This is a genomic window from Marinobacterium weihaiense (assembly GCF_019061305.1).
GTDB classification, from domain to species: Bacteria; Pseudomonadota; Gammaproteobacteria; order Pseudomonadales; family Balneatricaceae; genus Marinobacterium; species Marinobacterium weihaiense.
This window is the reverse complement of the sequence record NZ_JAHQZT010000010.1, coordinates 88,547-114,981: the sequence shown is the minus strand read 5'-3', so window position 1 is coordinate 114,981 and position 26,435 is coordinate 88,547. Positions and strand designations below refer to the sequence as shown.

Below are 26,435 nucleotides of genomic sequence, written 5' to 3'. Positions count from 1 at the left end.
GCGCTAGTCCAGCGCCAGGGTATCCTCACGCAGCCAGGGAGCGGACTGCTGCAGATCCTGAAGCACCGATCCGCTCATCAACTCCCGGACATGGTGCGCGATTTCTGCGGGAATGTTGCCCAGTTCCTCCGCGCGTGCCAGCAGGTGCAGCTGGCGTGCATGGCGATTGTCATCCAGTGGCTGGATGCGGATACGGGCATCCAGCGGGCTCGCCTGTGCCAAGCAGAGCGCACTGATGATGCCCCAGCTGTGACCATCGCGGACAAAGTTCATCAGGGTATGGGTGTCATCGGTTTCGTAGCGCACTTGGGTCAGTATGCCCATGCGCCGCAGAGCCACTTCCGTCATGGCGCCGATGTGTGTGTTGCGACCATAGCGGATCAGCGGGTGCCGGCCGGCCAGCTCGGCCACCATTTCGCGCGGTGAGCGTTGCGTGTCCAGCGGCCAATCGGCCGGCACGGCCAGCAGCAGCGGGTCGCGGAACAGGCAATGGCGCTCCAGCCCTTCAATATCGTCCAGCGGGTCGTTGGACACCACGATATCCACTTCCCGGTTCAGAAACGACTGGATCATGGCCGGCGTCAGCCCGCTGCGCAGGGTCAGCTGTTCGATGCGGTTGTCCAGGCGTGCGATCAGGCGGCTGCCGAAGACCTCCGAGCAGGAGGTCACCAGCCCCAGACGGCATTGGGTCAGCCCCTGATCGGCGGCGTCACGGACGCTGTGGGTCAGTCGGCGCAGGTCGCCGATGATGGTGTCGGCCTGTTGTTTCAGCACCAGCCCGGCGGCGGTCAGCCGCAGCGGACGGGTACGCCGCACGACCAGAGGCGTACCCAACAGGGTTTCAAGCTGTTTCAGTGTCTGCGAAACCGCGGACTGGGTCACGTTCAGGCGCCCGGCCGCATCGGTCAGCGAATCGGCCTCGGCGATGGTGACAAAGCAGGCCAAGGCATGTGTGTCGATCAAAGAAGTAGGGCTCATAATATAAGTTATTCTTATGTTTATGCTTAGATTAAGTTAATTGAGCTTTATATCGTAGAAAATCTAATCTTTAGTGGAATAATGCATATCAGCAACACCGCCCTTGAAGGTGTAGGCATTCCATACAACTGAAGCCGAGTATGACAATAATGATTCTTCCCCGGTATGACAGACGTTGTGGCTGGTATGAACAGCTTGATTCCGTTTCCGACTTTCCAGAGATTACCACGGACACCCATGTCGATGTGTTGGTAATTGGTGCCGGTTTTGTCGGCTGCGCCGCCGCCCGGCGCATGGCCGAAAACCGACCTGACGCACAGGTGCTGCTGATTGATGCCATCAAGGTAGGGCAGGGCGCATCCGGGCGCAACTCGGGTTTTGTTATCGACCAGCCGCACAAGCGGGACCTGGAGAGCCACGATGAAACCCTGAAACAGAAAATCGTACGGCTCAACCGTGTGGCTGTCGAGTACCTGGAAACTCAGATCGAGCGTTACGGCATTAATTGTCATTGGTCCCATGCCGGCAAGTACCAGGCTGCCGTGGGCCCGCGTGGCGAGCAGCATCTGGCACATTACGAGTCCCTGTTGAACAAGGGCGGTGAAACCTACCATTGCCTGAGCAAGGCCGAGATGCGCGATGTTTTCGGAACTGATTTCTACTCGGCGGCCATTCATACACCCGGCGGGGCACTGATGCAGCCGGCCGCCCTGATGCGGGGCCTGGCGGACAACATGCCGAAGAACGTGCAGGTGGCCGAGCGTACAGCCGTGCAGGCAATCACCCGTACGAGCCAAGGCTTTGAAGTCCGCACCGGAAAGGCACGCATTCAGTGTCGCCAGCTGATTCTGGGCACCAACATCTTCACCGCCGAGCTGGGGTTCATGCGAGACCGTATTTTGCCGATCATGACCTTTGCCAGCATGACCGCACCGCTGAACGATGAACAAATGCAGCGTTATGGCGGACGCCTGGACTGGGGCATCACCCCGGCGGACCATGGCGGCACTACCTTGCGTATGACGCAGGATCGCCGCCTGATCGTGCGCAACTCCTACCGTTATGCCCATGATTACAACACGCCTCAGGAGCTGATCCCAACAATCGCGGCACGCCATCGCGAGGCCTTTGACCAGCGTTACCCGCAGCTCAACGATGTCGCCTTCGAGTATACCTGGGGCGGGGCCAGCGGTCTGTCAGCCAATTTCGAAACCTATTTCGGCGAGCTGGAACAGAATATCTTCGCGTCCTGCTGTGACCAGAGCGTGGGTGCGGCACGCGGCACCATCTCCGGCATGATGCTGGCTGATATGGCCGCGGGCCTGAAAACTGATCTGCTGCGCGACATGCAGCAGGTGTCTGGCAACCCGTCTCGTCTGCCGCCGCGCCCGCTGTTGCGCATCGGCGTGCCGCTGCGCCTGGCCTATGAACGTTTCAAAAGCCGATCAGAAGTTTGATTATCACGGTTCAAGGAAAAATATATGTCTGCAAAATTGATCAAAGGTTCCAGTCTGACCTATATGCACCGCGGCGGTCCGCCGGGGGATGCCGGTGTTGCCCGTGCCGTCAGCACGGATGTGAGTGCCACTCTGGGGGCTGGTGTGGCGCATTTCGATGCCTGCTCCATCAGCTGGACGGTGCTGTATGACGAGGTTATCTATGTCATTGACGGCGTGTTTCGTCTGGTCACAAACGATGGCGTACTGGAAGGCGAAGCAGGGGATATCATCTGGGTGCCCGAAGGCACCGAGCTGAAGTATGAGGGGGACCAGGCGCGTATCTTCTATGCGGTCTACCCGGGCAACTGGAAAGAGATTCACGGCCTCGCTTGAGGCCGTGTCGGTCAGGCCTGCTCCAATGTACGGGCCCGACTGCGACCGGAGTAGGACAGGCGTGTCAGCTCGCTGGATACTTCGACGGTCGGCTCCGGTTGCGGCATGCTGATCAGCTCCCCCTGGGAGAAGCTGATGCCCAGCCGCAGCACTTCCATCTGCACTTCCCGGGAGTGAACGAACTCCGCCACTGTTTCGATCTTCATGCTTCGGGCCAGGCCCACGATACCCCGTGTGACGCGGCGCGAATTGGCATCCTTGTCGAGGTTGCGGATCAGGCTGCCGTCGATCTTGATGATATCGACCTGCAGCTGCAGCAGGTGCTCGAAGTTGGAATACCCGGTGCCGAAATCATCGATGGCGATGCGGCAGCCGCGCTTTTTCACTTCATTCACGAATGCGCGTACCTGGTCATAGTTCTCGATGCTGGCGGACTCCAGCAGCTCGAAAATGACACGCGGGCCGACGCCGGTTTCGTCCAGGCGCTGCAGAATGAAATGGGTCAGCTCTTCGCTCTGCAGGTCGGTGTAGGACAGGTTGATCGAGAACTGCAGCGGCGAGTCGGCAAAGCGCGTCATGCACTTGTCGACCATAACGCGCGTAATATGCCCGTCCAGGCGCAGTTTGCCGGCCACATCAAGGAATTTCCCCGGGCTGATGATTTCGCCATTATCGCCCAGCATCCGCACCAAGCACTCATACTTGTCGATGCGGCCGGTGGTATTGTTCAGGATTGGCTGAAACCAGGCCACGAGCCCTTCGGAATCAAGTGCATCGCGGAGTTTCCCCGCCCACTTCTGATTGTATTCGAATGACTGCTCCAATGGTTCGGAGCCGTCATAAACACGGCAATGCAGGCCTTTTTCACGCGCTTCACGCATCGCTTCACGAGCATGGATATACAGGCTGTGCTCGCGGGGCACCTCGTGCCAGGGCACGGCGGCACTGACGGTGGCGCTCAGACCGATCTCGTGGTTTTGCCAGTGGATAGGCGTCTGGCGAATGAAATTGAGGATCTGCTCCAGCTGCGCCTGGACCATTTCCGGGCGGCGCCGAGGCAGAGCAATGGCAAACTCGTCACCCTGGACGCGGTACAGGCGCCCACCCCTGTTTTCGTCGCTGGACAGAAAGGACTGCATGCGCAATGTGACTTCTTTCAGGATCAGGTCACCGCAGTCATCGCCAAACAGGCCGTTCACTTCGCGAAAGCGGTCCAGGTTGACCAGTACCAGGCTGACCGAGCTGTCTCGCTCCAGGTCCTGCAGTAGCCGGGAGCGGTTGGGCAGGCCGGTCAGGCTGTCCAGGCTGGAAACGCGTAGGCCGCGCAGGGCCGGGACCAGCTGGCTCAGGCCCAGCAGGGTCAGCAGGGCGATTGCCAGCCCTAATGTAATCAGGTTGCTGCGATAGTCGGCTTTAAGGTTGGTCAGCGGGGCGTTCAGGTCGGCCATAGGCACGGCCAGCGTCAGGCTCAAGCCATTGTCCAGAGGGGCGACAAAGAGTTCAGCCGGGTGTTCCGGGTAATCCAGCGGCTGATGCTCGAAGTCGGTCACGAAAACCCGTCGGGGCAGTTGCTGCTGTGCACGTTGAACCAGCGCACGGGCATAGTCCCGGCGCTCATCAAAGTACGTCGGTGTCTGAAGGCGGTCCAGTGCGTCGGTCAGCCAGACCAGGCTGCCGTCTGTCGCTTCCGCATCACCTGCTTGTGCCAGCAATGTCTGTACGCGCCAGTCCAGTGTCAGCAGGCCGACAACACGTCCTTCAGCGGTCAGCAGGGGCTTAGCCAGCGTGATGACTTGTTCGTCGGTGTCCGCGTGCGCGTGCATCGGGCTCCACCAGAACTGATCCTTGCCGCTGTTTTGCAGCAGGTGGTCGGGCATCTGCTGCAGCCAAACAGGTGGCAGCTCATCTGTGCGACGCTGAACCTGCCCGTCAGTGCCATGGAGCGAGTACGTGACCTGGCGTTCGTTCCAGCGTGCATGAATGGAGCCGCCTGCCAGACCTTCCGACCAGCCGAGGGTTTGGCCCAGCGCATCCTGCCAGCGTGAAAGGGCGACCTCAGGCGGGTTGTCGAGCCAGAGGCTGGCCAACAGGCTGGCGTGCTGCTCTAGTTTTCGGGTGCGTTGGTTAATCTGGTTCAGTGTATTGTCAAAGCGGTACAGCACTTGCTCACGGACCTGGGCTTTCAGCGGCTGCTCGGTTGTGGCGAACATGGCATGGGTATAAAACCAGAAAATGGCCCAGGAGGTCAGTCCCAGAAACAGAATGCTTGTCAAAACGGTTTGTTTGGATGAATGGTCTGAATACTTGAACTGGGGGAATTTCAAGTTCTTAGCCTCCTGCCTTCACAGCCGAGTCTTGAGCTGGAGCGAATCAAATAGATGTTTCATTATGCCTGAACACGCGAGTGTCGTCCGAGGTGTCATCATGACATTGGTCAGGCATGATGCGTGTTTCCGGTCAGATATGCGAGCTGATACAGCTGTTTGATCTGACGCTATTCATTTCAACATATTGTCGGGGATTGATGGCAGTCTATTTGCGCACTTTGTTTCAGCAACGTATCGACCCTGGTCCGGCCAAAGGGGCTGTCAGGCCTCCTGCTTGCGGTAGGCCAGGGGACTGACGCCGGTCCAGTGCTTGAACGCCCGTGAAAAGGCCCCCGGCTCGGCAAAGCCCAGCTGGCTGGAGATTTCGCCAATGCTCAGGTTTTGTCGGGTCAGCATCATGATGGCCTGATCGCGACGCAGGTTGTCTTTGATCTTCTGGTAGGAAGTGCCTTCGGCCTTGAGCTTGCGTGACAGGGTGTAGGACGTGGTGTGCAGCTGCGCCGAAACCCAGTCCAGATTGGGCAGGCCACCGTCGTCAAAGCCTTCCAGCATGTTGCGCACGCGCGTGGTCAGGCTGTCATCCTCATCGGTCCAGATCAGCAGATCCCGCGGCGAGTTGAGAATGAAACTGTCCAGCTCCTCTCGGGTGCGGACCACTGGCATGCTCAGATAGTTTTTGCTGAAAAAAATGCTGCTGCGCGACTGCTCGAAATGACACCGGCAGGGGTAGATGAAGCGGTATTCATCGAAATGCGCCGGTAGGGTATGGCTGAAATGAGCGTGGCTGAGCACGATCTTGCGGCCGATCAGCCAGCCGATCAGGCGGTGCCATACCATCAGTAGCCACTCCACCAGGAAGTTGTCCGGGTCCAGTTCCGGGTGTCGGTGCGTCATGCTGAGTTCGACTTCGTCGCCGTCGAGGTCGAGCCGAATCTCGATATCCCGCGAAAACAGCCGATAGCAGCGGATGCTCTGCTCGATGACTTCCTGCAGGTTGCGGCTGTGGACGACCAGTGAACCCATCAAATGGAAGTGCCCCACCCGGCAGGGCGCCGACGTCAGGCCCATAAACTCATCGTCCAGCTCGCGCCAGATGGAGCGGAACAGGCGAATGAACTGGCCGGTGCCGATGCGGGCCTTGGGCTGGCGGATCAGGTCGGGGTCGATCCCGCAGGCCGCTAACAACGTTCTGTCATCATGCCCCTGAGCCTTGTAGCCGTGCAACATGGCGCGCGCGTAATGTGAGGAGAAGGTCAGGTGCTTCATGAAAACGGGACGGCTCCGAGCAGTAGGGAACGTGCCTGAATCAGCACAGTTGGCAATTCAGCGTTGCAAAAAATGTCAATTTATCTGTTGGAAGTTGTCATTCTGTCCCGCGTTCCAGTTGCATTAACCTGCATCCATACACAGCGGATAAGGGAAATCCCTTGTCGGCATGTCTGCTCAGGGAGCCGCTTGCACGGCGGCAGACCGATTACAACAATAAAACAGGTTTCAGTATGGACAAGACCCGCTACAACGATTTCATCCGGGACTTCACGCCGGAATCGATCATACAGAACTTCATCGGCGATTTTAATTCAGGCCTTAACGTGTGCGAAGAGATCTGCGATCGCTGGGCCGACGATCCGACACGGGTCGCACTGCGCTATGAACTGGCCAACGGTGACCGGGGGGAAATGACCTTCCGCGAGCTGATGCAGCGTTCGGCGCAGTTCGCCAACTTTCTCACGGCACAGGGCATCGGCAAGGGCGACCGCATCGCGGCACTGCTGACGCGCACTCCTGAGCTGATGATCGCCGTGCTGGGTGCGCTGCGCGTGGGAGCGGTATACCAGCCGCTGTTCACGGCCTTTGGCCCGGGGGCCATCGAGTATCGCCTGCAAAAGGCCAGTACGCGGCTGATCATTACCAACCCGGAGCAATGGCCCAAGCTGAAAGAGGTCAACGGGTTGCCGACGACCATGCTGGTCGCGGACGACACAGACCCGCTGGCGGGAGAGGCTGATTTCCTGTACTACCAGACCCTGGATGCTCAGCCCGATCAGTTCACGCCGGTGAAAATCGGTGCAGATGAGCCCTTCCTGCAGATGTTCACGTCCGGCACCACCGGCAAGTCCAAGGGCGTAACCATTCCAGCCCGCGCCCTGGCGGCGTTCCATGTCTACATGCGCTACGCCATCGGCCTGCGCGATACGGACAACTTCTGGAACGTGGCCGATCCGGGCTGGGCTTATGGTCTGTATTACGCCGTGGTCGGGCCGCTGCTGCTGGGCTGTACCACCCACTTCAACGAAGCGGGCTTTACCGCCGATAACACCTTCGAGTTTCTGCGCCGGTACAAGATCACCAACCTGGCGGCCGCGCCAACGGCCTACCGTATGCTCAAGGCCAACGATGCCCTGCTCAAGGACTACCCGGAAATCGATCTGCGCGTGGCCAACAGTGCCGGTGAGCCGCTCAACCCGGAAATCGTCAATTGGGTACAGCGGGTCTTCGACTGCCGGGTGTGTGACCAGTATGGCCAGACCGAAACCGGCATGACGTCGGCCAACTTCCATGAACTGGAGCACGAATACCGTGAAGCCAGCATGGGCTACCAACTGCCCGGCTATCGGCTGGTGGCGCTGGACGCCGATTTCAATGAAGTGGGCCCGGGCGAGAGCGGCGAGCTGGCGATCGACATGGAAAATTCGCCGCTGTACTTCTTCCAGGGCTACACCTGGGGTGAAAAGAGTCCCTATTTCGATCGCTACTACCTGACCGGCGATGTGGTGATCAGCAATGGCGACGGCTCCCATTCCTACACCGGGCGGGATGACGACATCATCGCCTCGGCCGGTTACCGCATCGGTCCGGCGGATGTCGAGAGCACGCTGCTGGAACATGAAGCGGTGGTAGAAAGCGCGGTGGTCGGCAAGCCGGACGACAAGCGCGGCAGCATCGTCAAGGCGTATGTGGTGACACACCCGCAGTTCGATGCCGACGACCAGCTGGCCGAAGCGCTGCAGCAGCACGTGCGCAACCGCTTGTCGACACACGCCTTCCCGCGTGAAATCGAATTCGTGACCGATCTGCCCAAAACCTCCAGTGGCAAGATCCAGCGCTTTTTGCTGCGCAAGCAGGCCGAACAGGAAGTGGCCGCGGGCTGAGGCTGCCTGCACTACCGCTGACCCATGAACATGAGGATATACCGATGAAAGTACTGGTCGCCGTCAAGCGCGTGATCGATTACAACGTCAAGGTGCGGGTCAAGTCCGACCGCAGTGACGTGGATCTGGCCAATGTCAAAATGGCCCTCAACCCCTTCTGTGAAATCGCCGTTGAAGAAGCCGTGCGCCTGAAAGAAGCGGGCACTGCCAGCGAAGTGGTGGTGGTGTCCATCGGCAGCAAGGCCTGCCAGGAGCAGCTGCGCACCGCGCTAGCACTGGGTGCCGATCGTGCCATCCAGGTGGAAGCGGCAGACCAGCTGGATTCCCTTTCGGTGGCCCGCATTCTCCAGAAGGTCGCCGAGGAAGAATCCGCCGATCTCATTCTGCTGGGCAAGCAGGCAATCGATTCCGACAACAACCAGACCGGCCAGATGTTGGCCGCGCTGATGGACCGTCCCCAAGCCACCTTTGCCTCTGCCGTAGTGGTGGAGGGCGAATCACTGCAGGTGACCCGCGAAATCGATGGTGGCCTGCAGACCCTGAGCCTGAACCTGCCGGCGATTGTGACCACCGACCTGCGCCTGAATGAACCGCGTTACGCCTCGCTGCCCAACATCATGAAGGCGAAGAAGAAGCCGCTGGATGTGAAAACACCGGATGAGCTGGGTGCCCAGCTGGCGGGGAGTGTCGAGCTGCTCGGCGTTGAGCCTCCGGCCGAGCGCCAGGCGGGCATCAAGGTCAGCTCCGTTGAAGAGCTGGTGGACAAACTGCGTAACGAAGCCAAGGTGATCGCATGAGCATTCTGATTATTGCCGAACATGACAACCAGTCCCTGAAGCCGGTGACCCTCAACCTGGTGACGGCAGCCCGGCAGATCGGCGGCGACATCGACCTGCTGGTGGCGGGTGAAAACGCCCAGGCCGCTGCCGAGACCGCTGGCGCCATTGCGGGCATACGCAAGGTGATCCTGGCTGACCATGCCGCCTACGCGCATCAACTGGCGGAGAACCTCGGCAAACTGGTGGTGGAGCTGGCCGACGGCTACAGTCATATCCTGGCCCCGGGCACGACCACCGGTAAAAACGTCGCGCCACGGGTGGCAGCGCTGCTGGGAGTCAATCAGCTGTCCGACATCATCGCGGTGGAAGCGGCCGATACCTTCAAGCGTCCGATTTATGCCGGTAATGCCATTGCCACCGTTAAGTCCACGGATGCGGTCAAAGTGATGACCGTGCGCGGGACCGCCTTCGATGCCGCTGAAGCAACCGGGGGCAGTGCCGCCATCGAAGCCTGCGGTGCGGTGCATCAGCACGCCGATGTGCGTTTTGTCGGAGAAGAGTTGGCTCAGTCCGACCGTCCGGAACTGACGGCCGCCTCGGTGGTGGTCTCCGGTGGTCGCGGCATGGGCAACGGCGACAACTTCGAGCTGCTCAACAAGGTGGCTGACAAGCTGGGCGCGGCGGTGGGTGCATCCCGCGCGGCGGTTGATGCCGGCTTTGTCCCCAACGACATGCAGGTGGGGCAGACCGGCAAGATGGTGGCGCCGGAGCTGTACATCGCTGTGGGCATTTCAGGCGCCATTCAGCACCTGGCCGGCATGAAAGATTCCAAGGTGATCGTGGCGATCAACAAGGACGAGGAAGCGCCCATCTTTCAGGTGGCAGATTACAGCCTGGTAGGGGATCTGTTCGAAGCAGTTCCCGAGTTGGAAAGCCGCCTCTGACAGGCTTGGGCGGGGCCGGGACTCAGTGTCCGGTCTGGCCCTTTCCGGTCTGACCATAATTGATCGCGGTCAGCGTCTCGTTGATATCGAAGATGCGGCCGCGAATGTTCTTGGCCCCCATCGCTTCCACCCGCTTCACGTGCATCTCCATGTAGGCCTGCGCCGATGCCCGGTCGGCAAAGTGATAGATCCCGCCGGCTTCACCGGTTGCCGTATTTTCTGTCCAGATCTTGGACATGAACCCCGGTTCCTGATTAATCGATTCGGCCAGGCCTCGTGCTGCTTCTGTCAAGTTTTCGCCGAGCATCTCGGCGGGCATGGTAAAATCGATCTGCAAGATGACAGCCATATTAGACTCCGCTAAATAACATTTCGCCCAAGCTTAGTGTGCTTTGGCTGTCGCGACAAGAACGGGCGCGAGCTCCTGCTGCGGCGGGACGAGAGAGGTGGTCATGTTGGCAGGCGTATTCGGGCGTCTTGGTGCGGTCCTGGGAGTCTCCCTGGCCGTTGCCGGGTGTGCCGTATCTCCCACGGGTGAAAGGACGCTATTACTGAACTCCCCGGCACAAATGAATGCGATGGGGACGCAGTCCTTTGAACAAATGAAAGCGCAGCTGACCATTGAGCAGGATGCGCAGACCAATCGTTATGTGCAGTGCGTGGCCGATGCCATCGTCATGCAGGTGCCCCGCGAGTATGGTTATGCGCCCCAGGACTGGGAACTGGTGGTGTTCAAGGACGATGCCGTCAATGCCTTCGCACTGCCGGGCGGCAAGATCGGCGTGTATACCGGCATGCTCAAGGTGGCCGGCAACCAGCACCAGCTGGCCTCGGTGATTGGCCATGAGGTATCCCATGTATTGGCTCAGCACGGTAATGCCCGCATGAGCCAGCAGATGGTGACGCAGCTGGGCATGGCGGCGGCCACCCTTGCGCTGGCCGACCGGGTGGACAGCAACACCCAGAAAGCGGCTGTCATGGCGCTGGGGCTGGGTGCCCAGTACGGCATTCTGCTGCCGTACAGCCGCAAGCATGAATCCGAAGCCGATACGCTGGGGCAGGGGCTGATGGCGCAGGCCGGTTTCGATCCGCGTGAAGCGGTCACGCTGTGGCAGACGATGGCCCAAAAGGGGGGCGCAACCCCGCCGGAGCTGTTATCGACCCATCCGGCGCCGAGCACCCGCATCCACCAACTTGATGCACAGGTGCAACGATATATGCCGGTGTACCAGCAGGCGCGGGTCGAAGGGCGTCGGCCGGACTGTGATCGGCTGAAGCCGCGCTAAGATACGTGGTTACATGCCTGTAACCGCTGCCTACCATACATCCTGTACATACAAACCTCCCACTGCTGTCAGAGCAGGGGAGGTTTTTCAATTGCTACGGCAGGTGTCAGATCAGTCGATCAGACCGTACTGGTCGCGCAGGATCTCGATGATCTCGGCTTTCGGGTTCTCCGACAGCTCGATTTTGTGACCGACGACCTTCTCGGCGATATCCAGATAGGTACGGGATACGTCCATCAGTACCTCGGTCGGCAGGGCGTTGTCACGGGCCAGGGCTTCACGTTCCGGCATGCGCTCCTTGTTGAGCAGGATGTCCGGGTCCGGGAAGTGGTTCAGCAGCAGCTGGCGGAAGCCTTCCTTGGATTTCTCGATCACCTTGCCATCGCGGTAGGCCGGGCCGTCCCAGATACGGGAGGAGTCCGGTGTACCCACTTCATCCATGTAGATCAGCTTTTCGTTGCCGGATGCGTCGGTGACGTAACCGAATTCGAACTTGGTATCGACGAACACCTGGTCCAGCTCGGCCAGCGCATCGCTGATCACGCCGAAGCCTTCTTTCAGCAGCTTTTCGTACTGGGCAATGTCGTCAGCGGAGCGGAAGCCAAAGGCTGCGAAGTTGTCAGCGATGTTGGCACGGGTGATGTTGACGTCATCCGCTTCCGGTACGCCCGGGATGCCTTTCAGAATGCCCTTGGTGGACGGGGTCATCAGCAGTTCGGGCAGCTTCTGGTCTTTCTGCAGGCCTTCCGGCAGGGTGATGCCGCAGAACTCGCGCTCGCCCTTGGTGTAGGCGCGCCACATGGAGCCGGTGATGTACTGGCGACAGATCGCTTCAATCATCACCGGACGCGCCTTCTGTACGATCCAGACGAACGGGTGCGGGATGTCGACGATATGGCTGTCGGCCAGACCCTTGTCGCGGAACAGGCCGAACCAGTGGTTGGAGATCGCGTTGAGTGCCGCGCCCTTGCCCGGCACGCCGTTGAGGCCGCCTTCACCGTGCCAGATGCAGTCGAACGCGGAGATGCGGTCGCTGATCACCATGATCGCCAGCGGCGCGTCAGGGGCGACATCGTAGCCTTTTTCTTCGATCAGGCGACGGCTGTCCGCTTCGGTCAGCCAGTAGACGGAACGTACCTTGCCACTGTGAACGGGGCGGTCGGTACGGATCGGCAGGTCGTTGTTTACGGCCAGAACGGATTGCGCAAGGCTCATGGTGTTACAGGTCCTGTAGCTTGGATTGATCAGCCATCATGGGCAGACATGAATGGCGCGATTCTAGCACAAGCAGGCGCGATGTCGCGCACTCCAGGCCTTGGACCGGGGCCGAACGCTGCTGCGACTTGTGCGCCCGTACTGGGTTGGCTGGACCGGGGGCTTGGAGCTGACAACAGCACTCCCGCCGCTGCATTCCCATACAATGGATGCATGTGTGGGTCTCATTCCAGCAAGTGCTCGTAGCGCTGGTCAGTCAGGGTCTTGAGGAACGCAACAATCGCGTCCACGCGCCTGTCCTCAAGGGCCGGGCCCTGTTGCAGTTCGTCCAGTGCCAGGTTGGCCTCGACTTCCGGCTCAGCCCAGGGTTGGCCGGTTTCAGGATTATGAGTACGGGAGGGGTTGTTGTACTTGTCGTAGAACAGCACCACGGTGCGCAGATCCTTGAACACGCCGTTGTGCATGTAAGGGCCGGTAACGGCGACGTTACGCAAGGTCGGCACCTTGAATTTGCCGGCCTGGGCGGGATCATCCACCGCCGGGTTCTGCAGCAGCCCCGTGTCGACCGTGTCGGCCCCGTTGACCGCCCTCAGTGCGACGTTGGCCGGGGTGCCGATATTGCGATATTCATGGTTGCTGAAGACCTCGTTTCGGGCGCGCGGATGGGTACGCAGCTGGTGACACTGGTTGCAGTTGGTGAACTGCTGAGAGAAGAAGAGCAGGCGCCCCAGCTCTTCCTGATCGGTCAGCTTGGCTTCACCGCGCAGGAAACGGTCATACTTGGAATCAAAGGGCGCAAAAAAGTCGCTCTGCTCGAATGCTTCAAGGCTTGCCGTCATGGCGTCATAGGCCTGTGCCGGCTGTTCCAGAATACCGGTGCCAAAGAGGGCATTGAACTGGCGTACATAGTTTGGATTCTCCTTCAGCCGTGCCACAACACTCGCCTTGTCGGGCATGCCCATTTCGACGGGGTTCAGCGGTGGCCCGCCGGCCTGCTCCGCCAGTGTCGAGGCGCGACCATCCCAGAACTGGCCGCCGACCCACTCGCCATCATCCCGGCGGTGAAACGCGGGACTGAAGCGGGCATACCCGGCAGTGGGGGCATTGCGGTCGCCAATGGAATGTCCGTCATCGCCAATGGAGCCGCCCGTGTGTGTGCCAGGGCGTGTATCGATAAACCCCTGAGCCGGGTTGTGACAGCTGGCACAGGATTGGGTGCGGTTTTTGGACAGGCTGGTATCGAAGAACAGCTGCCGACCCAGGGCAGCCTGGTCGGACAAGCTGTCGGCCGCCAAGGTGGGCAGGCTGATGCACAATAGCAGAGGCAATAAACGGGTAAGTTTCATGGATGCAACCTGATTATCAGAATCATTCTCATTGGCGTGCATGATATCATGCTGTCACGGCAGATAAAGGGTGGAGTAAAAGCGGTTTGATCCGGCGCAAGGCTGCGCTAAGGTGTTGGTTTTCATAACGCACAGCAGGAGGCCGACATGCGTGCTGCAACCGCACACAACCGTGACCAGCAGGTGATTGAAGCGCTAGAAGGATTCAACGCCGATCTTGATGACAGCCTAAGGCAGCAAAAATACAGCCGCATGTCGGCCTCGGCCTTCAGCTTTTTCCGTGGCAGCAACCACCTGTACTGGCAGGATCTGTACCGGGATTGGCACTTTTCACTCTTTGGCGGAGTGACGGCCACGCAGACCTGGCTGCAGGGGGACGCCCACCTGCATAACTTCGGTGCCTACGGCAGCCATGATGATCGCGTGCGTTTTGGCCTGGATGACTTCGACGACGGCATTGTTGGTGACTACCAATATGACCTCTGGCGTCTGCTGACAAGCGTGGTGCTGGCCGTGCGTGAAAGCGACAACCTCAAGCCCGAAGCTCTGCCGGAGATTCAGACCGCGCTGATCGAGGCTTACCTCGAAACGCTGCAGGGGGATACCGATACGGCCGCTGACTGGGCGGCCATGGCCGACACCACCGACGGCAAGCTTCAGGCCTTTCTGATCAAACTGGCGGGCAAGAAGGATCGCCAGCGCATGCTGGACAAGTGGACCTGTTGTGAGGATGGTCATGAACGCCGTTTTCAGCCGGACCATCCCAAGCTGGCGGCATTGGGCGAGTCTGAAAAGGCGTCGCTTGAGCAGGCGCTGACAGCCTACCAGGCAACCCTGAACGACGAAGTGCCGGGCCACAGTCGGCAGCATTTCAAGGTCAAGGACGTGGCGCGTCGCTTGAGTGCCGGTACGGGCTCACTGGGGACCGATCGCTTTTACGCGCTGGTAGAAGGCCAGGGCGACGGTGACCATGATGATGTCATTCTCGATATCAAGGCACAACAGCCCCCAGCTGCCTGGTGGGTCATGAATACCCGCGAGCGCAGCGAATATGCGCGCATGTTCGCCCATGAAGGCGAGCGTCATGCCCGTGCGTTTCAGGCCATGGCCCGTCACCCGGACCCTTACGTGGGCTGGCTTGAGCTGGGCGATCAGGTGTTTTCCGTGCGCGAGCGTTCACCGTTCAAGGCCGACTATCCGACCGACAAGCTGCACAAGCCCAAGCACTGGAAGCATATTGCGAAGGCCTGGGGGCGCATTCTGGCCGCGTCACATCTGCGCGGTGCCCGAGCGCTCAGTGAGGGGGGGGCTCAGGCGTTCGCGGATGGTGTACTGGCACGGGCACTGCCACAGCAGCAAGCCTTTACCGACTTGCTGCTAAACATGGCACAGGCGTACGCCGACTGTGTACGTAATGATTACGAGGCATTCTGTCGCTATCTGCAGGGCTGATCACTCGATCACGATCAACTCACGCAGCTGCTCCAGTTCTTCGATGCGCTTGCGGGTTTCATCGATGAAGGCCTGGCCGGCCGCGAAGCGAGCCACTTCGCCATCCTTGTCATTGAGGAAGGCGCGGGTCATCGCTTCGGCGCGCTGGTCGAGCCAGCGGTTTTGCAACTCCACTTCATGGCGCTGTGCCTGCTCGGGCAGGTAATCAAGGGTGTCCTGAAACAGCAGGTAAAGGCGTGCATCCCACAGGTAGGCGATGCTGGACAGGGTATGGTTCTTGGCCATTTGCGATTCTTCCAGCTGCATCTGGGCTTCCAGCTGAGCAATGGGCTGATCAAGCTTAGGCTCCCAGTTCAGATCGGCGCTGGCCGGCAGTGTGTCGGCGGCCCGGGGTGCCCCGGGTGCCGCCGATGCTTCCTCTTTCGGCATGGGTGTCGGCGTCGGCTCTGCGGGTTTGGCAAAGGGCATCGGCAGTGTCTGGCATCCGGCCAGAGTAAGGCTGAACAGCAGGCAAGCAGCGGCAGATCCCAGTCGTGCAGTCATCGGTAACCCTTTAATCTGAGTGAGGCAAAGTCATCATTCTACCCGAGCCAGAGCAACAGGCCAGTGCCGGGTTGTAATTGCACCGCCCCGGTGAGGCTGGTAGTATTGCCGCCGCTCTTGGGGGAGTAATCTTCCGTCCGATGCGTCGGCGGAGTGGCTGTCAACATAATTGAGCCTCACGCTCATGGCAGTCGCGTCCCGAACGGGATTGATGAGACCTGAGACATGACGCACTGTCCTGGCGGGCCGGTGTGTGATGTCTTATGGAATCAACATGCCCGCCGGACGTAGTATCAATGGACGCATTCCTGCCTTCGACCCTCGCGGTCGCCATCGCCGAAATCGGTGACAAAACCCAGCTTCTGACGCTGTTCCTGACGGCACGCTTTGCCCAGCGCAACGCGATCATCCTTGGTATTCTCGTGGCCACGCTCCTCAATCATGGTCTATCCGCCTGGCTGGGTGCCTGGCTGGTGCAGTGGGTGCCGGAAAGCTGGGGACCCTGGATCATTGGCCTGAGCTTCATTGCGGTCGGGCTTTGGGTGCTGATCCCGGACAAAGACGACGAGGAAGACACTGCCATATTGAAATATGGTGCTTTCGTTGCCACCTGTGTGCTGTTTTTCATTGCCGAAATCGGGGACAAGACCCAGGTCGCGACCGTGATTCTGGCGGCGCGTTATGACAGCCTGTTGTGGGTTATTCTGGGGACGACCATCGGCATGATGCTGGCCAATGTACCTGTGGCCTACGCCGGCAGCTGGCTGATGCAGAAAATCCCGCTGCAGCTGGCGCGCTGGTCGGCCTGCGGCCTGTTTGTCGGGCTGGGTGTACTGACTTTGATCATGGCCTGACCGAGTCGTTCAGACCCGACTCAGTTTGGTTGTCTATACTGCTGCACCCGACATCAGCATGATCAGGAGGCAAGCAAATGAATATATACAAGATGATGGGTGCCGCCGTATTGACGTCGGCCATCGCTCTGACCGGTTGTGGCGAAGAGGAGGCGGCAACTGAGTCATCACAGCAGGCACCAGCGGGCGAACAGCCGGCAGAAGCCTCTTCCGTTGAGACCCTGAAGCAGAAGGCCGGTGAAACGCTGGAAGCGGCCGGTGACGTTGTCAACGATGCGGAAACAGCCGCCCGTGATACAGCGGCAGACGTTGGTGAAAAGGCCGCTGAAATGAGCGAGCAGGTTCAACAGGATGCGGCCAAGGCCTACGAACAGGCTGAAGAGGGTGCGCGCAAGCTGAGCGAAGAGGCTGCTGAGGCAGCGGCTCAGCTGGAGCAGCAAGCAGAGGAAAAAATGGAAGCTCTGCAGTCGAACCCTGAACAGAAAGGCGAGGCTGACAGCGCTCAGTAATCGCACTTGAACCATACTTTGCAAACGCGGCCCGGTGGCCGCGTTTTTTTGTGTCATCGCACTGTCATAGAGGGCTGCTAGCGTTCAGGGTTGTTGCTTTTTGATAACATTTAGCCCCCTGTAGAGATCATTGCTTGAGCCAGCCGCTGGAACGAGATTCGGTATCGCTTACCGCGCAACAAGTGGCGGTTGCCCTGCTTGTCGTGGCGCTTCTAACGCTGCTGTGGGGCGCCCTGGGGCATGCCTTGCATGAGAGTCGCAGCCGACAGCTCAGCCATCACGCTCGGATGCTGACTCAACAGGTCCAGTGGCTGGCCCTGCAGCTGGAACAGTCGCCGGCCTATGTGCCCGTTGCCTCGACTCTGCTGCGCCGCCTGCCGACCGGGGTGTCGCAAAAGCCGGAGTTATCGGGTGTGGTGCTGCAATTGCTCGACGAGCGGGGCAAGGTGCTGACGGCGCTGGAAAACTGGCAGCCTCAGTTCGAGGATCGGCATCATTTCGACAGTAACCTGATCATGCGCGTACCTCTGGACCAAGGGCGGTTGGTACTGCGCAATCGGGACAATGGCGCTCGCTATATCAGTGTGTTTCAACGCTTTGAATTCATGCCCTGGACGCTGGTGATGCATCAGCCGGAGCGCCAGGTGCTGGCGCATTACCATCAGCAGCGAAGGCGTTATCTGTGGGCAGGGGGCCTGGCCAGCCTGCTGGCACTCATGGCTCTGGCCGGGTTGCTGTGGCGCCTGCATTGTCGGGAGGCCCAACTGCGTCAGCTGGAACGCAACGAGCAGCGCAGCCGGCTGCTGCTGCAGCGGCTGCGTCATGAACACCGGCAAACGCTGGAAGCTGCTTCACGGGATCACCTGACAGGGCTCTATAACCGTCGCCTGTTCATGGAGCTGGCCCATGCGCACCTGCTGGGGGCTAAGCGTCAGGGGCGTTTTGCCGCCGTGCTGTTCATTGATCTGGACCGTTTCAAGGCGATCAACGATACTCTGGGGCACAAGGTCGGTGATCAGCTGTTGCAGAGCGTTGCCCGTCGCCTGAATGACAGCCTGCGTGAAAGCGACATTATCAGCCGCTTTGGCGGGGATGAGTTCGTGCTCATGCTGACCGGTGGCGTGCAGCGTGATGACATTGCGCGCATCGCCGCCACGCTGGTGCAAGTCTTGGCCGCACCCTATGCCGAACTGGCCGGCTCCGAGCTGAGTACCAGCCCCAGTATCGGCATCGCACTCTCGCCCCAGGATGGCCCGGATACGGCAACGCTGGTGAAGCACGCTGACATGGCGATGTACCGCGCCAAGCAGGCCGGGCGCGGCCAGTACGCCTTTTTTGATGCGGTGCCACGGCTGGAAGCCGCGGATCAGGCCAGTCTTGCCAGGCTGCTGCCCGACGTCATGCGCGAGCAGGTCCAAGTCTACCTGCAGCCTCGCGTCTCCCTGCCGGACTACCGCCTGACCGGATTCGAGGCGCTGGTTCGCTGGGACAGCCCGGAGTTCGGGTTGCTGTCGCCGGCGCAGCTGCTGCCGTTGGCCGAGTCGCTGTCACTGATGCCGGCGCTGACGGAACAGGTTCTGGCACAGGCCTGTGCCCAGCTGGTGCAGTGGCGGGCCGATGGGCATGTGGTCGTGCCGGTGGCGGTGAATCTCGGTTGCGTACAGCTGCGCGATGCCAGGTTGGTGGAGCGAGTGGGGCGAGTGCTGGAACGGTTTGATATCGACCCCGCCTGGCTGGAACTGGAAATCGCGGCGCGTGACCTGCCGCAGTTGACCGAACGCGAGATCGAGCGCCTGTGTGCCTTGCACCAACGGGGGCTGCAGCTGACCCTAGATGATGTCGAATGCCTGGATAAGGGGCTGGGGCTGCTGGAACACCTGCCGTTCAATCGCGCCAAGTTAAGCCGCGCTTTCATTCGAGACATTCGCAACAGTTATGATGATCAGGCGCTGCAGTCGGCCGTCATCTCCGTGGCCAAGAAATTGAAGCTGCAGGTTGCGGCCAAGGGGGTCGAGACCCCAGACCAGCTGGTGTACCTGAAACTGGCCGGGTGTGATGAAGTGCAGGGGCATTTGTTCGGCCGGGCACTTAATGCAGAGGAAGTGAAGCAGTACCGCCAGCAGGGCCGGACGCCGCTGGCGGTATGATCAGGCCGGGCCGTTGTCAGGCAGAAACCGTTGCTGCAGCTCCTGCAGGCTGTCGCGACACAGGCAATCCAGCTGCCGCAGCGCCTGTTCCGAGCATTGGCCCTGTTGCTCCAGTTGACGGCTGAGATCGGCGGCCTGCTGCATGCCGAAATTACCCAGCGTACCAGCCAGCTTGTGCAGCAGCAGCGCGTGCTGACCGGGCGGTGCCGTCATCAGCTGCTGCAGCAGGTCCAGGCACTGGGCGTTCATCTGCTCGCACAGGCCGGCAAAGCGCATCTGCCCCAGCATGTTCAGGTGCTGGTTAAGCAGTGCAGCATTGAGCCGTGTCTCGGGTGTTGATCGTACCGGTTGGGCCGTTGCGGCGCCATCGGCCTGTCGCAGCAGCCGGTTGAGCTCATCGAACTGCAGCGGCTTGCTGACCACGGCATCCATTCCGGCTTCCTGATAGGCGCGCACCTGCACCGGGGTGACGGAGGCGGTCAGGGCGATGATGCGCACGCCGGCGCGGCCGGGATCGCTGTGCTGGCGCATGCGCCGGGCCGTTTCCACGCCGTCCATGTCGGGCAGGTGAATGTCCATCAGGACCAGGTCGTAACGGTGATCATTGTGCATCGACAGTGCCGTGTACCCGTCGTCGGCCACGCTGACCCGGTGCCCCTCGGATTCCAACAGCCCCACGGTGACCTGCTGGTTGATGGGGGTGTCTTCCACCAGCAGGATATCGAGGCTGGGCTTGTGCGGGTCCTGGGCGAGGCGTTCCGGTGCCACCGGGCCTTCCAGCGAGCAGGACGTGGCATAGCCGAGTTCGACCCAGAAGCGGCTGCCGGCTCCGGCCTTGCTGTCAAAGCCGATGCGGCCGCCTTGAAGTTCCACCAGCCGCTTGCAGATGGACAGCCCCAGCCCGGTGCCGCCGAAGCGACGCGTGATCGAACTGTCGGCCTGGCTGAAATGCATGAAGATGCGCGGATGCGCCGCTTCGGGGATGCCGATGCCGCTGTCCTCTACCTCGAACAACAGCCTGAAGCGGCCGTCGCTGTCGGGCAGTCGCCGGGCCTTGATCAGCACATAGCCTTCATGGGTGAACTTGAGCGCATTGGTGCACAGGTTGAGCAGAACCTGATTGAGGGCCCGGGGATCGCCACAGACCCGTTCCGGCAGTTGTGGGTCCGGTCGCAGAATCAGGTCCAGCCGTTTCTCCGCTGCCATGGGGGATAGCAGTTGGCGCAGCTGCTGCAAACGTTCGACAGGGCTGAACTCGACCAGCTCCAGCTCCATCTGACCGGCCTCGATCTTGGTAAAGTCGAGCACGTCGTTGAGAATGCTCAGCAACGACTGGCCCGACTGGTAGATCGATTCCACCTGCTGCTGCTGGGATGGGCTCAATTCGCTGCGCATCAGCAGCTGAGCCATGCCCAGGATGCCGTTCATGGGCGTGCGGATTTCGTGGCTCATGGTGGCCAGAAACTGGCTTTTGGCCTCGCTGGCCGCTTCCGCCTTTTCCCGGGCCAGTTCGGCCTGTTCCTTGGCCTTGCGCTCGCGAATATCGGTCAATGAGCCTTCATAATACTGCAGCGCCCCCTGCTCGTTGCTGACGCAGTGGGCGGAGATGGCGATGAAAATCTCGTCGCCGTTGCGGTGGCGCCAGCGGGTTTCAAAGTTCAGTACCCGCTTCTGGCGCCGGATCAGCACCAGAAAACGGCGGCAGTCGTCGCGGTCAACAAAACCGTCGCGGATCACATCGGTGACCTGCTGCAGAAACTGTTCGGCGCTGTCGTAGCCCAGCAGCCGAACCAGTGCCGGGTTGGCCGAAATGAAGCGCCCGCGGCGATCCAGACGAAAGATGCCTTCGCTAGAATTCTCGAACAGGGAACGGTACTGCTGCTCCGATTGTTCCAGACTCTGGTACAGCTTGGCATTTTCGATGGAGATGGCCGCCTGTGAGGACAGGATCTGCAGGGTTTTCAGCCGTTCCCGATTGAAGATGTCACGGCTTTCCGAATGTTCCAGATAGAGAATGGCGGTCAGTTCGCCGTGGTAGAGGATTGGCATGGCCAGCAGCGAGCGCGGTTGATGCTGACGGATGTAGCTGTCCTGCTGAAACATCTGATGCTCGGTGGCATTGCCCAGCACCACGTCATCCTTGGTGCGGGCGACATAGTGAATGATGCTCAGTGGCAGCAGGCTTTCGGCACGCTCCAGCTCCAGCGCATTGAACAGCCGCGGAGGCTGGTTGAGGCAGATTTCCGCTTCCAGAAACAGGCCCCGCGGGCGGCGCAGCATGAGAATGGCGCGTTGGGCACCGGCATTCTGGAGCGCCAGTTGCATCAGGCGCTGCAGCAGGCGCTCCAGTACGATTTCGTCTGAAATCGCCTGGGAGGCGTCAATCACCGAGTTGATGTCGAAGGCGCGGTTGTCCAGCGGCAGGCCGCTGCTGTCGCCGGCATGGATCTGTACCGGGTCCAGGTGGCGCAGCGGTCGCTCCAGGGCAAAGGGGTAGTGCTGCTGCATCTGCTCCAGCTTGGTCCGGCCGCCCCAGTCGGCATAGCGTTCATAAGCATCCTGCAGATAGGTGCGGGCAATGCCGGGCTTGTCCCAGTCGAGGTAGAACTGACCCGCCAGCTCCGAAGCCATGGCCTCGTCCAGCACAAAGCCCTGCTGACGCGCATGCTCGATGGACTGCTCGTACAGGTCCATGGCCTTGGTGTGAGCATGCTGGCTGCGGTAAAGCTCGGCCTGCAGCAGGTCGGCATGATGGCGGTGATTTTCCGGCGAAAAGCGGGCCAGCTTGCGCAGGTAACGCAGGGCCTGACGTACCTTCTGCAGCCGGGCCGGCTGTTGCAGAATGCTGGTGTGCGGCAGGCGCGCCAGGATGCTGAGTGCATTGATCAGCTGTAGCCGTGGCACAGTGAGGGTGCCACTGATGGACGCTCGCAGCTCCATGCCGGCCTCACTGTGGCGATAGGCGGCGGCATGGTCACCGAACAGGTAGCACAGCAGGCTCTTGTAAAAGTGGTGCAGGCTGATGGCGGTACGGTGATTCTCCCGCTTTAGCTCCGCCAGATCCCGTTCCTCATGATAAAAGCGGCCGTCGAAGCGCGTCGGGTCGGCACACTGGCCGCGCAAATTATCCATGGTCTGGAGCACAAAGCGTGAATACTGCAGGGACTGCTGCTGGCCGGATTCCACCAGCAGGGCTTCATACTGCTCCAGGCGCGGCTGCAGCTCGTCCAGATTGCGGCACAGCGGGAAGGCATACTGGATATAGGCCGCTAGGGCATAGGCGCCCCATTCCATGTCGCCGCTGTCCAGTGCCAGCTGATGTGCCTCCAGCAGTGACTCCATGCAGTTGCGCACCGGCTCGCGGTAATGGCGAATATAGGTGTCGAACAGAGACAGGGTGCGGTGATGCGTCAGCACCGCCGGTTGCTGTCGATCCAGCTGCAGGGCAAGCTTGCCCAGTTTGTAGCCCTGTTCGATGGCATTGAACTGGCCGCACAGTACACCGCCATAGCCGGCAAAGGCCAGTGCGGCCGAAGGGCTGAGGCCGTGTTTCAAGGTCAGTTCGACCTGGCGTGCCATGACCAGCGGGCGCAGCTCCGAACTGGAAAATTTGATGGCGCCGAACATGCTTGCCAGAATCGGCATGGCGGCCAGTTGGTGGCGATCGGTCATGGCCGGCAGTTGCAGAATGCGCTCTGGCGGCGTACGGCGCAGCAGCCACTGGGTGCGGGCGACCGCCAGCGTCAGCGGGCCTGTGCCAGGCGTTGAGGGGATGCGGATGCCCAATTGCTGCAGGGCCAGCTGGGCCGTCTGCAAGGCCTGGTGAAATTCGTTGTTGGCAACCTGCGATTGAATCTGGATCTCATAGACGCGAATACGGTCCAGCAGGTGCTGGGCACGGGCTTCCACGGTGCGAATCAGCTCCAGCATGCGACCGTGCTGGCCCTTGATGTTGGCGATGTCGGCAGCGGCGGTGTGCAACTCCAGCGCCAGCGGATAATCGCGCTGCCAGCCGTTGATGGGCAGCAGGGCCAGACCGGTTTCCAGGTACTCCATGGCCGAATCAAACGCAGCGGACTCGCGCGCACGCAGACCGGCACGCAGATTGAGACGGGACAGCTGCAGGCGCTCGTCGTCGTTGCCGAGCAGGCGGTGAGCCTGGTTGAGGTGGTTGCTGATCTCGAAGATGCGGGCATCGGTTTCGTCAGCGCTCAGGCTTTGCAACAGCTGGTGGCCGATCTGCAGATGCAGTGATTCCAGCGACGCATCGGGGATCAGGGAATAGGCGGCCTGCTGCACCCGGTCATGCACGAAACGAAAGCGGGTGCGCTCCGGCTCCAGGTTCTGAAACAGGCGATAGCTGTCGTCCTGAGGCACAATCAGCCCCTCGGTCAGGGCCGGCCAGAGGTGGTGCGTGACCTCCCTGGGTGTCTGCGCGCTGACCACTGACAGGGTGCGCAGGTTGAAGCGGCTGCCGATGCAGGCGGCCAGCGGCAGCACCGTCTGGGTCGAGGTCGGCAGGCGCTGTATCTTGCTGACCATCAGCTCGATGACATTGTCCGTCATCTCCTGGGCATGAATGGCACACTGGTCCCATTGCCAGCGCTGTTCGCGGAAGCTGATCAGCCCGTCCTGGTGCAGCGCGTGCAGAAACTGGCTCAGGAAGAAAGGGTTGCCCTGGGTCTTTTCCATGCAGGCCTGAGCCAGCTCCCGGCAAGCGTGGCGTTCCACCTTGAGCGTATCTGCGATCAGCTGGTTGACCTCGTGCGTGTCCAGGGGCTTGAGGGCGATCTCCAGTGGCGGTCGCGGGCTTTGCTGCAGCCGTTCCAGACAGGTGCGCAGGGGGTGAGTGGCGCTAAGACCGTGGTCGCGGTAGCTACCGATCAGCATCAGCCCGGGCGGGGCGCTGCCGTTGACCAGCGTTTCGATCAGATGCAGCGAGGCGAGGTCGGCCCAGTGCAGGTCATCCAGAAACAGGACCAGTGGCCGCTCCGGCGATGCCAACACGCCCAGCATCTGGGTAAACAGCCGGGAAAAGCGGTTCTGTTCCTCGGCCGGAGGCAGGGGCGGCAGTTCGGGCTGGCGGCCGATGATCAGCTCCAGCTCCGGGATCAGCTTGAGCAGCACTTGGGCATGGCTGCCCACGGTGTCCAGCAGCTGCCGGCGCCAGTGTGCGATGTGCTCTTCCGGCTCGGTCAGCAGTTGGCGCACCAGCCCCTGCAGTGCCTGGAAAATGGCGTAATAGGGGCGGTTGCGGCGGAACTGGTCGAACTTGCCGCTACTGAAGCTGCCGCTCTGTTCGTTGACGTGCTGGCGCAGTTCGTACACCAGGCTGGTCTTGCCGACACCGGCATACCCGGTAATCAGTACCAGCGGCTGGGGGCTGCGGCGGCAGCGGTCGTACTGCAGGCGCAACTGCTGCAGCAGGGCTTCACGGCCGTAGAGCCGTTGTGGAATCTGAAAGCGGGCCGAAAGATCATGCCGGCCGGGCGTGAACGCGGGGTCGTATTGCTGGCGTTGATGGGCCTGCAGGCATTGCTGCAGGTCATGGATCAGGCCGACGCTGGACTGGTAGCGTTGGGCTGCATCCTTGGCGAGCAGCTTGAGAATCACCCGCGACAGCATCTCTGGCAGCTGCGGATTGACCTGGTGAGGCACGCTGGGCTGCTTGGCGATCAGATCGTGCACCAGCACCATGCTGTCGTTACTGACAAAGGGCGGCCGGCCGGTCATCATCTCGTACAGGGTCGCGCCCAGGCTGTAATAGTCGCTGCGGTAGTCGATGCTGCGGTTGATGCGGCCGGTCTGTTCCGGTGCGATGTAGGCCAGGCCTTCCTGGCTCAGGTCCGGGGTGTGCCAGTTGGCCTGTTCCCGGCTCAGGCCGGTGCTGCGCGAAAACCCGATCAGCTCGACCATGCCGGTCTCCGGGTTGAGCAGCAGGTGGTCCGGGTTGATCTGCTTGTGGGTGACGCCGGCTTCATGCAGGCGTCCCAGCAGGTTGCTGATACGGACGGCCACGGCCAGCCATTGTGGCCACTCCAGCTGCTGCTCGGCGATCAGTTGGCGCAGCGGGATGGAGCCGGAGTCGGCGTGGATGGCGGCCGGTCCGCTTTCCAGGGTCAGCAGATCCAGCGGTTCGACCACGCCGGGAATGCGCAGCCGCGAGAGAATATCGTATTCATGCTGAAAGCGGCTGAGCCGGTCACGGCTGCACTGGCTGCGGTCCAGTTGCTTGATGATGACATTGCGCCCGTCGCGCAGGCGTACCGCGCGGCTGATGCGGCAGCCCTTGTCACGGTGCAGCTGGCGATAGATGCGGTAGCCTTCGGGCGCCTTCATGTGCCGGTATTGCCGGCAAACATGTAGCCAGCGCCATGGGCAGTCAGAATCAGCTGAGGGTTGGAAGGGTTGTCCCCGAGCTTGCGGCGCAGTCGGCCGATCAGCACATCCACCGAGCGGTCATTGGGCGTCCATTCGCGGTCGTGGATCGCATCCATCAGTTGGTCTCGGGACAGCACCTGGCCGGGGTGATTGACCAGCGCCTGCAGCAGTTTGAATTCACCTTCGGGCAGGCGTTCCTGCACGCCTTCGGGGCTGGTGAGCTGGCGTTTGTGTGGGTCCAGCTGCCAGCCTTCGAAACTGTAGCCGCCGTTGGCGCGGCTGTCCTGGCTGCGTGTTTGCTTGTCGCTGTCATGCATGCGCCACAGCAGATTCTTGGCCCGTACCAGCAGCTCGCGTGGATTGAAGGGCTTGGTGACATAATCGTCTGCACCCAGCTCCAGGCCTACGATGCGGTCGATTTCATCTCCCTTGCTGGTCACTAGGATGATGCCGACGGAGGAGCTGGCACGCAGCTCCCGGGTAACGGTCAGGCCATCCTTGCCGGGCAGGCTGATGTCCAGCAGCACCAGGTCCACACTGTCCTGCTCGATGCGGTCGCCCAGATGGTCGGCATTGTCGCTCTCCGATACCCGGTAGCCGGCGTTTTCAAAGTAGCTGACCAACAGGGAACGCGAGGCCAGATCGTCCTCTACAATCAGGATATGAATGTCGGCAGGCGTGGTCATCATG

The 26,435-nt window shown here is 60.8% G+C and carries 19 protein-coding genes; 10 read left to right on the top strand and 9 right to left on the bottom strand.

What is annotated here, in order from left to right; all coding sequences use genetic code 11:
- Nucleotides 1-3: 3 nt before the first annotated feature.
- Complete coding sequence (locus tag KTN04_RS09885; protein WP_217335066.1) at nucleotides 4-978, bottom strand: LysR family transcriptional regulator; 975 nt, start codon at nucleotides 976-978, stop codon at nucleotides 4-6.
- Nucleotides 979-1,118: 140 nt separating this feature from the next.
- Between KTN04_RS09885 and KTN04_RS09880 the strand changes: the two genes are divergently transcribed.
- A complete protein-coding gene (locus tag KTN04_RS09880) occupies nucleotides 1,119-2,435 on the top strand; it encodes an NAD(P)/FAD-dependent oxidoreductase (protein WP_254262483.1) in 1,317 nt (438 codons plus the stop codon).
- Nucleotides 2,436-2,459: 24 nt separating this feature from the next.
- Nucleotides 2,460-2,810 carry an ethanolamine utilization protein EutQ gene (locus KTN04_RS09875; RefSeq protein ID WP_217335065.1) on the top strand — a complete coding sequence of 117 codons (351 nt, stop codon included), beginning with the start codon at nucleotides 2,460-2,462 and terminating at the stop codon, nucleotides 2,808-2,810.
- A gap of 11 nt (nucleotides 2,811-2,821) precedes the next feature.
- Here KTN04_RS09875 and KTN04_RS09870 read toward each other — a convergent pair whose 3' ends face one another.
- Both KTN04_RS09870 and KTN04_RS09865 read right to left on the bottom strand, forming a co-directional pair.
- Nucleotides 2,822-5,134: an EAL domain-containing protein gene (locus KTN04_RS09870; RefSeq protein ID WP_217335064.1), complete on the bottom strand. Its 2,313-nt coding sequence runs from the start codon at nucleotides 5,132-5,134 to the stop codon at nucleotides 2,822-2,824.
- 264 nt (nucleotides 5,135-5,398) lie between these two features.
- The gene (locus tag KTN04_RS09865) at nucleotides 5,399-6,403 is read right to left on the bottom strand and encodes an AraC family transcriptional regulator (RefSeq protein ID WP_217335063.1); all 1,005 of its coding nucleotides are present in this window, start codon (nucleotides 6,401-6,403) and stop codon (nucleotides 5,399-5,401) included.
- Between the two features lie 233 nt (nucleotides 6,404-6,636).
- Here KTN04_RS09865 and KTN04_RS09860 point away from each other — a divergent pair, with 233 nt between their 5' ends.
- Genes KTN04_RS09860 through KTN04_RS09850 form a run of 3 tightly spaced genes read left to right on the top strand, consistent with a single transcriptional unit; the run spans nucleotide 6,637 to nucleotide 10,012 of the window.
- Complete coding sequence (locus KTN04_RS09860) at nucleotides 6,637-8,289, top strand: AMP-binding protein (protein ID WP_217335062.1); 1,653 nt, start codon at nucleotides 6,637-6,639, stop codon at nucleotides 8,287-8,289.
- A 44-nt stretch (nucleotides 8,290-8,333) separates the two neighbouring features.
- Nucleotides 8,334-9,086: an electron transfer flavoprotein subunit beta/FixA family protein gene (locus KTN04_RS09855; RefSeq protein WP_217335061.1), complete on the top strand. Its 753-nt coding sequence runs from the start codon at nucleotides 8,334-8,336 to the stop codon at nucleotides 9,084-9,086.
- Nucleotides 9,083-10,012, top strand: a complete 930-nt coding sequence (locus KTN04_RS09850) for an electron transfer flavoprotein subunit alpha/FixB family protein (RefSeq protein WP_217335060.1) — start codon at nucleotides 9,083-9,085, stop codon at nucleotides 10,010-10,012. The genes KTN04_RS09855 and KTN04_RS09850 overlap by 4 nt, the downstream gene beginning before the upstream one ends.
- Before the next feature lie 22 nt (nucleotides 10,013-10,034).
- On the opposite strand, the gene KTN04_RS09845 is transcribed toward KTN04_RS09850, so the two are convergent.
- Entirely contained in the window at nucleotides 10,035-10,361 is a 327-nt protein-coding gene (locus KTN04_RS09845; RefSeq protein ID WP_217335059.1) for a monooxygenase, read from the bottom strand.
- Nucleotides 10,362-10,614: 253 nt separating this feature from the next.
- Between KTN04_RS09845 and KTN04_RS09840 the strand changes: the two genes are divergently transcribed.
- Nucleotides 10,615-11,298 (top strand): M48 family metallopeptidase, encoded by a 684-nt coding sequence (locus KTN04_RS09840; RefSeq protein WP_328515981.1) that lies wholly within the window; start codon nucleotides 10,615-10,617, stop codon nucleotides 11,296-11,298.
- 111 nt (nucleotides 11,299-11,409) lie between these two features.
- Here the strand turns inward: KTN04_RS09840 and KTN04_RS09835 are convergent, their stop codons facing one another.
- Nucleotides 11,410-12,513: a phosphoribosylaminoimidazolesuccinocarboxamide synthase gene (locus KTN04_RS09835; protein WP_217335057.1), complete on the bottom strand. Its 1,104-nt coding sequence runs from the start codon at nucleotides 12,511-12,513 to the stop codon at nucleotides 11,410-11,412.
- A 224-nt stretch (nucleotides 12,514-12,737) separates the two neighbouring features.
- A complete protein-coding gene (locus KTN04_RS09830) occupies nucleotides 12,738-13,859 on the bottom strand; it encodes a cytochrome-c peroxidase (RefSeq protein ID WP_217335056.1) in 1,122 nt (373 codons plus the stop codon).
- A gap of 147 nt (nucleotides 13,860-14,006) precedes the next feature.
- On the opposite strand from KTN04_RS09830, the gene KTN04_RS09825 reads away from it, so the two are divergent.
- Nucleotides 14,007-15,311 carry a DUF2252 domain-containing protein gene (locus KTN04_RS09825; protein WP_217335055.1) on the top strand — a complete coding sequence of 435 codons (1,305 nt, stop codon included), beginning with the start codon at nucleotides 14,007-14,009 and terminating at the stop codon, nucleotides 15,309-15,311.
- Here the strand turns inward: KTN04_RS09825 and KTN04_RS09820 are convergent, their stop codons facing one another.
- Entirely contained in the window at nucleotides 15,312-15,854 is a 543-nt protein-coding gene (locus tag KTN04_RS09820; protein ID WP_217335054.1) for a lysozyme inhibitor LprI family protein, read from the bottom strand. It lies immediately after the preceding gene.
- Nucleotides 15,855-16,150: 296 nt separating this feature from the next.
- Between KTN04_RS09820 and KTN04_RS09815 the strand changes: the two genes are divergently transcribed.
- The 3 genes from KTN04_RS09815 to KTN04_RS09805 all read left to right on the top strand — a co-directional run bounded on the left by KTN04_RS09815 (nucleotide 16,151) and on the right by KTN04_RS09805 (nucleotide 19,364).
- Entirely contained in the window at nucleotides 16,151-16,708 is a 558-nt protein-coding gene (locus KTN04_RS09815) for a TMEM165/GDT1 family protein (protein ID WP_217335053.1), read from the top strand.
- A gap of 77 nt (nucleotides 16,709-16,785) precedes the next feature.
- On the top strand, nucleotides 16,786-17,217 hold the full coding sequence (locus KTN04_RS09810; protein ID WP_217335052.1) for a hypothetical protein: 432 nt from the start codon (nucleotides 16,786-16,788) through the stop codon (nucleotides 17,215-17,217).
- Between the two features lie 134 nt (nucleotides 17,218-17,351).
- Nucleotides 17,352-19,364 carry a putative bifunctional diguanylate cyclase/phosphodiesterase gene (locus KTN04_RS09805; RefSeq protein WP_217335051.1) on the top strand — a complete coding sequence of 671 codons (2,013 nt, stop codon included), beginning with the start codon at nucleotides 17,352-17,354 and terminating at the stop codon, nucleotides 19,362-19,364.
- On the opposite strand, the gene KTN04_RS09800 is transcribed toward KTN04_RS09805, so the two are convergent.
- Both KTN04_RS09800 and KTN04_RS09795 read right to left on the bottom strand, forming a co-directional pair.
- Nucleotides 19,365-25,703, bottom strand: coding sequence for an AAA family ATPase (locus KTN04_RS09800; protein WP_217335050.1), 6,339 nt, complete (start codon nucleotides 25,701-25,703; stop codon nucleotides 19,365-19,367).
- The gene (locus tag KTN04_RS09795) at nucleotides 25,700-26,434 is read right to left on the bottom strand and encodes a response regulator (protein WP_217335049.1); all 735 of its coding nucleotides are present in this window, start codon (nucleotides 26,432-26,434) and stop codon (nucleotides 25,700-25,702) included. Before KTN04_RS09795 ends, KTN04_RS09800 begins: the two co-directional genes overlap by 4 nt.
- Nucleotide 26,435 lies beyond the last annotated feature (1 nt).

Excerpts from the sequence above, each read along its gene's own strand:
- KTN04_RS09820 (WP_217335054.1), bottom strand. The coding sequence starts at position 15,854 with ATGACTGCACGACTGGGATCTGCCGCTGCTTGCCTGCTGTTCAGCCTT.
- KTN04_RS09815 (WP_217335053.1), top strand. The coding sequence starts at position 16,151 with ATGGACGCATTCCTGCCTTCGACCCTCGCGGTCGCCATCGCCGAAATC.
- KTN04_RS09875 (WP_217335065.1), top strand. The coding sequence starts at position 2,460 with ATGTCTGCAAAATTGATCAAAGGTTCCAGTCTGACCTATATGCACCGC.
- KTN04_RS09795 (WP_217335049.1), bottom strand. The coding sequence starts at position 26,434 with ATGATGACCACGCCTGCCGACATTCATATCCTGATTGTAGAGGACGAT.
- KTN04_RS09830 (WP_217335056.1), bottom strand. The coding sequence starts at position 13,859 with ATGAAACTTACCCGTTTATTGCCTCTGCTATTGTGCATCAGCCTGCCC.
- KTN04_RS09885 (WP_217335066.1), bottom strand. The coding sequence starts at position 978 with ATGAGCCCTACTTCTTTGATCGACACACATGCCTTGGCCTGCTTTGTC.
- KTN04_RS09860 (WP_217335062.1), top strand. The coding sequence starts at position 6,637 with ATGGACAAGACCCGCTACAACGATTTCATCCGGGACTTCACGCCGGAA.
- KTN04_RS09835 (WP_217335057.1), bottom strand. The coding sequence starts at position 12,513 with ATGAGCCTTGCGCAATCCGTTCTGGCCGTAAACAACGACCTGCCGATC.
- KTN04_RS09880 (WP_254262483.1), top strand. The coding sequence starts at position 1,119 with ATGACAATAATGATTCTTCCCCGGTATGACAGACGTTGTGGCTGGTAT.
- KTN04_RS09840 (WP_328515981.1), top strand. The coding sequence starts at position 10,615 with ATGAAAGCGCAGCTGACCATTGAGCAGGATGCGCAGACCAATCGTTAT.
- KTN04_RS09810 (WP_217335052.1), top strand. The coding sequence starts at position 16,786 with ATGAATATATACAAGATGATGGGTGCCGCCGTATTGACGTCGGCCATC.
- KTN04_RS09855 (WP_217335061.1), top strand. The coding sequence starts at position 8,334 with ATGAAAGTACTGGTCGCCGTCAAGCGCGTGATCGATTACAACGTCAAG.
- KTN04_RS09865 (WP_217335063.1), bottom strand. The coding sequence starts at position 6,403 with ATGAAGCACCTGACCTTCTCCTCACATTACGCGCGCGCCATGTTGCAC.
- KTN04_RS09825 (WP_217335055.1), top strand. The coding sequence starts at position 14,007 with ATGCGTGCTGCAACCGCACACAACCGTGACCAGCAGGTGATTGAAGCG.
- KTN04_RS09850 (WP_217335060.1), top strand. The coding sequence starts at position 9,083 with ATGAGCATTCTGATTATTGCCGAACATGACAACCAGTCCCTGAAGCCG.
- KTN04_RS09845 (WP_217335059.1), bottom strand. The coding sequence starts at position 10,361 with ATGGCTGTCATCTTGCAGATCGATTTTACCATGCCCGCCGAGATGCTC.
- KTN04_RS09800 (WP_217335050.1), bottom strand. The coding sequence starts at position 25,703 with ATGAAGGCGCCCGAAGGCTACCGCATCTATCGCCAGCTGCACCGTGAC.